This window comes from Sphingomonas sp. Leaf4 (genome assembly GCF_920939515.1).
Lineage (GTDB): Bacteria > Pseudomonadota > Alphaproteobacteria > Sphingomonadales > Sphingomonadaceae > Sphingomonas.
The window spans coordinates 1-4,425 of record NZ_CAKLBB010000031.1 but is presented as its reverse complement, the minus strand read 5'-3'; the positions used below and the strand labels follow the sequence as shown (position 1 = coordinate 4,425).

The window sequence follows — 4,425 nt, the reverse complement described above, 5'->3', positions numbered from 1 at the left end:
TGCTGCGCGCACCGTCGACGACCTGTCCCGCGCCATCGGCGCCGCCATCGACACCTACACGCCCGCTGAGTGCGCCAACTACTTCGCCGCTGCCGGATACGATGCATACTGAACGGAATCTGCTCTAGCTTCTGTGTCCTCATGAGCCTCACCCCGTCTCTAGTCCGGTCCTTGTGAGAAAACCGTAAGCGTGGTCAGCAGGCCGCCTTGCGGTAGCGCCGGTAGCCGGGATGCTTGTTGCCTTTGGCGAAGACGCGGGCGGTGCGGGAAATTATTGGTTCTACGACCAGTCATACGAGCACTCGTATGACTGGTCGGATGGAGGTGGTCGGCCGGGTGTCGGGCCGACGACGATGGTCGGACGCGGAGAAGCTGGAGATACTCGCCGAGGCGTTCCGGCCGGAAGTGCGGGTCTACGACGTCATCGCCCGGCGCGAGGTGTCGAGCAGCCTGATCTACACATGGCGCAAGCAGTTGCGCGAAGGCAAGCTGGCCAGGGCCGAGAGGTGGCTCGGTTTGTCTGAACAGGCTCGCGGTTTTGATAAGTGGGTCGCCGTTGGTTGATCATGCCGCTGCGAGAAGCGGCGTACCCCTCCGGTGAAGGCCGCATTGTCTGGAGCTGATGGGTTCTGGAGGTAGCACTGGTGCAAGCGCTGGTGTTTGCACTGATGTTAGCGACGGTGCGATGGCCCAGGTGACGGTAATAACAGGCGCGGAGCGACGCCGGATGTGGACGGCGGAGCAGAAGCAGGCGCTGGTCATGGCGGCATGCGAGCCGGGGGCGAGCGTCGCGGAGGTTGCCAGGCGCGCGGATTTGCAACCGAGCCAGATCTACCGGTGGCGACGGGAGATGAGCGGTTCAGTGTCCGGCTTTGCCGCCGTGACGGTGACGCCGGAGCCGCAAGGCAGGGCTGAGCCGTGCGATGTGGTGGTGGAGTTGGGCGGTGCGGTGGTGCGCATCGCGGCGGGTACATCGCCGGCGCTGATAAGCGCGGTGATGCGGTCATTGCGATGATCGCCATTCCCGGCGGTGCGCGGATCTGGATGGCGACCGGGCATACCGACATGCGTCGCGGGATGCATGGTCTGGCGCTGCAGGTTCAGCAGGGACTGCACCGCGACCCACATGCCGGCGACCTCTACCTATTCCGGGGCCGGCGCGGCGACCTGGTGAAGATACTGTGGCACGACGGCGTGGGCCTGTCGCTGTACGCCAAACGGCTCGACCGCGGCCGGTTCATCTGGCCTGCGGCAGTGGATGGCGTGGTGGCGATCACGCCGTCGCAGATGGCGTGCCTGCTCGAGGCGATAGACTGGCGCAATCCGCGCATGACATGGCGTCCGGCCGCAGCGGGATAATCGACCGAAAACGGCGGAAAAGCGTGGCTTGCTACCGGTTATCTGCTATCCTGCCGGACATGGCAGCGGTGCCTTTCGACGATGTCGTGACGTTGCGCGCAGCCCTTGCCCGGGCCGAGGCGGAGGCCGTGCGGACGAAGGCGCTCAACGCCGATCTGGCAGCTCGCGTCGCGCTGTTGGAACTGCAGAACGAGAAGATGCGCCGGGCATTGTTTGGCCGTAGCGCCGAGCGCGGACGCCTGCTCGTCGACCAGCTCGAACTCGGCTTTGAGGAACTGGAGGCGACCGCCAGCGAGGACGAGGCGCTGGCCGCGAAGGCAGCAGCCGGGACCAGTGTTGAGGCGTTCACTAGGGCGCGCCCGTCACGCAAGCCGCTGCCCGCCCATCTGCCGCGCGAGCGCGTCGTCGTGGCAGCGCCTGCCCATTGCCCGTGCTGCGGGTCCGACCGGCTGTCGAAGCTGGGTGAGGATGTGACAGAAACCCTCGAGGTCGTGCCGCGCCGCTGGAAGGTGGTGCAGACGGTGCGCGAGCGCTTCGCCTGCCGTGCCTGCGAGGCGGTGACCCAACCGCCCGCGCCGTTCCACGTCACGCCGCGCGGCCTGTTCGGACCGCAATTCCTCGCGCAGATGCTGTTCGAGAAGTTCGGACAGCACCAGCCACTCAACCGGCAGGCCGAGCGCTATGCCCGCGAGGGCGTGGACATCAGCCTGTCGACGCTGGCCGACCAAGTCGGTGCCTGTGCCGCGGCCCTGGCGCCGCTGCATCGCCTTGTCGCAGACCATGTGCTTGGGGCCGGACGCCTGCATGGCGACGACACGACGGTGCCGGTACTGGCCAAGGGCAAGACGGACACCGGACGGCTGTGGACTTACGTCCGCGACGACCGTCCGTATGGCGGGCCGGCACCACCCGCGGCGCTGTTCCACTATTCGCGCGACCGGCGCGCCGAACATCCGGTCCGGCATCTGGAGCGATATGCCGGCATCCTGCAGGCCGACGCCTATGCCGGGTACAATGCGCTGTTCCGCAGCGACCGGCTGCCTGCGCCGATGGTCCGGGCACTGTGCTGGGCACATGCGCGTCGCAAGTTCTTCGAACTCGCCGATGTCGCCGGGCAGGTGCGGCGCAAGCGCGGGAGCCCGGTCATCTCGCCCATTGCAGCCGAAGCGGTGCGACGGATCGACGCGCTGTTCGACATCGAGCGTTCCATCCTCGGCAAGCCTGCGGCCGAGCGCCATGCCGTGCGTCAGGAACTGAGCCTGCCGCTGGTCACGGACCTTGGCATATGGCTGCGTGGTCAGCGTGCCGCCATGGCGCGCCACAACCCGGTCGCGGCTGCGTGCGACTATCTGCTCAAGGACTGGCCGGCCTTCACCGCCTTCCTGAAGGACGGGCGTATCTGCCTGACGAACAATGCCGCAGAACGTGCTCTTCGTGGTGTGGCCCTTGGCAGGAAAGCATGGCTGTTCGCGGGCTCCGACCGGGGCGGTGACCGCGCGGCGTTCATGTACAGCCTCATCGTCACCGCAAAGCTCAACGACGTCGACCCGCAGGCCTGGCTTGCCGACGTGCTCGCCCGCATCGCTGACATGCCCCAGGCCCGACTTGGTGAATTGCTGCCCTGGAACTGGCGACCGACAGCCTCAACGCCGGCACTTGCGCGGGCTGCCTGATGGCGAGGCCAACCTTCGCCTGGACCGCACGCTTCGTGGCTGAACAGCTCGGCGTCGAGGAAGACCTTGTCGAGGAGATCGCCAGCATGGCGATGGAACCTGAAGACGGACGCATCTCCATCATCGACAGCAACGATGGCAACTCGCCGTCCGTCACCGCCTTCACCCGTGACGGCATCGACTACCTCAGGGAAACCCTCCGCGACCCTTCATCCTGCTACTACAGGCCTAGCCCGCGGCCCTGACCGGATGGGTACGAAGCGGCTGTCCGAAGTACATCTGGTCTGGCGTGCGGCCGCCAAGCGCGGAATGCGGCCGGAGGGCATTGTAGAACGCCAGATAGCGGCCGATGCCTGCGCGGGCTTCGGGGACCGAGGCGTAAGCGTTGAGGTAAACTTCCTCGTATTTCACCGAGCGCCAGAGGCGCTCGACGAACACATTTTCACGCCAGCAGCCCTTGCCGTCCATGCTGATGGCAATCTGCTCGCGGTGGAGGATGGCGGTGAACGCCGCACTCGTGAATTGGGAACCCTGGTCGCTGTTGAAGATCACCGGCTTGCCGTAGCGGGTGAGCGCCTCTCCCAGCGCCTTGATGCAGAACCCGGCATCGAGCGAGATTGACACGCGCCACGCCAGCACCCGCCGGGTGGACCAGTTGACGACGGCGACAAGGTAGACGAAGCCGCGCGCCATCGGGATGTAGGTAATGTCGGTCGCCCAGACCTGATTGGGCCGCGTCACCGCCAGATTGCGCAGTAGGTACGGATAGACCTTGTGTCCCGGTGCCGGTTTCGACGTGTTCGGGCGCCGGTAGATCGCTTCAATCCGCATTCGTTTCATCAGCGTCGCGACATGCCGCCGCCCGACCATGACGCTCTCCTGCCGGAGCAGATCGAGCAGCATCCGGCTGCCTGCGAACGGATACAGCAGATGTAGTTCGTCGATCCGCCGCATGATCGTCAGATCGGCCGGGGAAACCGCCCGGGGCAGATAATAGATGCTGCCGCGGCTGATGCCGAGTTGCCGCGCCTGGGCGATCAGCGGCAGCGCATGGCCACGGTCGATCATTGCTTTGCGCTCGACAACAGACCGGCCTTCCCGAGCGCACCGGCCAAAAAACGTTCGCCAGTGTCAGTTCGCCGATCTTGGCGTGCAGCACCGTCATGTCGTCTGCCGGCTCGGCCGCGGCGGGTTCCGCGCCGAACACGTCCGCAGCACCCTCCAACAGCCGGGACCGCTACTGCTGCGACTGGATCATATCCGTCAGGCTAGAGCATAATCCGAACGGCGTGAATCGTTGAGGGATTCCCAAGGGGACTGAAGTCTGATTCAAGCCTGTCACCGGCGACAGGAGGCCGGTCAGATGGGCAAGCCGTTATCGATGGACCTGCGG

The 4,425-nt window shown here is 65.7% G+C and carries 5 protein-coding genes and 1 pseudogene; 5 read left to right on the top strand and 1 reads right to left on the bottom strand.

Going from position 1 to position 4,425, the window contains the following annotated elements:
* Positions 1-306: 306 nt before the first annotated feature.
* The 5 genes from LRA89_RS20360 (at position 307) to LRA89_RS20340 (ending at position 3,277) form a co-directional block, all read left to right on the top strand.
* Positions 307-564, top strand: coding sequence for a transposase (locus LRA89_RS20360; RefSeq protein WP_230772836.1), 258 nt, complete (start codon positions 307-309; stop codon positions 562-564).
* A gap of 121 nt (positions 565-685) precedes the next feature.
* Positions 686-1,015: an IS66-like element accessory protein TnpA gene (tnpA, locus tag LRA89_RS20355; RefSeq protein WP_230772835.1), complete on the top strand. Its 330-nt coding sequence runs from the start codon at positions 686-688 to the stop codon at positions 1,013-1,015.
* On the top strand, positions 1,012-1,359 hold the full coding sequence (gene tnpB / locus LRA89_RS20350) for an IS66 family insertion sequence element accessory protein TnpB (RefSeq protein WP_230772834.1): 348 nt from the start codon (positions 1,012-1,014) through the stop codon (positions 1,357-1,359). The genes tnpA and tnpB overlap by 4 nt, the downstream gene beginning before the upstream one ends.
* A gap of 59 nt (positions 1,360-1,418) precedes the next feature.
* The gene (gene tnpC / locus LRA89_RS20345; RefSeq protein WP_230772837.1) at positions 1,419-3,032 is read left to right on the top strand and encodes an IS66 family transposase; all 1,614 of its coding nucleotides are present in this window, start codon (positions 1,419-1,421) and stop codon (positions 3,030-3,032) included.
* Positions 3,032-3,277: a hypothetical protein gene (locus tag LRA89_RS20340; RefSeq protein ID WP_230772833.1), complete on the top strand. Its 246-nt coding sequence runs from the start codon at positions 3,032-3,034 to the stop codon at positions 3,275-3,277. The genes tnpC and LRA89_RS20340 overlap by 1 nt, the downstream gene beginning before the upstream one ends.
* Here the strand turns inward: LRA89_RS20340 and LRA89_RS20335 are convergent.
* Positions 3,261-4,269, bottom strand: a pseudogene (locus LRA89_RS20335) (IS3 family transposase); the annotation flags it as partial. The gene LRA89_RS20340 and the pseudogene LRA89_RS20335 sit on opposite strands and share 17 nt — an antisense overlap.
* Between the last annotated feature and the right edge of the window lie 156 nt (positions 4,270-4,425).

What these genes read in the sequence shown, in the direction of transcription:
- LRA89_RS20360 (WP_230772836.1), top strand. Translation starts at nt 307, where the DNA reads ATGACTGGTCGGATGGAGGTGGTCGGCCGGGTGTCGGGCCGACGACGA.
- tnpA (WP_230772835.1), top strand. Translation starts at nt 686, where the DNA reads ATGGCCCAGGTGACGGTAATAACAGGCGCGGAGCGACGCCGGATGTGG.
- tnpB (WP_230772834.1), top strand. Translation starts at nt 1,012, where the DNA reads ATGATCGCCATTCCCGGCGGTGCGCGGATCTGGATGGCGACCGGGCAT.
- tnpC (WP_230772837.1), top strand. Translation starts at nt 1,419, where the DNA reads ATGGCAGCGGTGCCTTTCGACGATGTCGTGACGTTGCGCGCAGCCCTT.
- LRA89_RS20340 (WP_230772833.1), top strand. Translation starts at nt 3,032, where the DNA reads ATGGCGAGGCCAACCTTCGCCTGGACCGCACGCTTCGTGGCTGAACAG.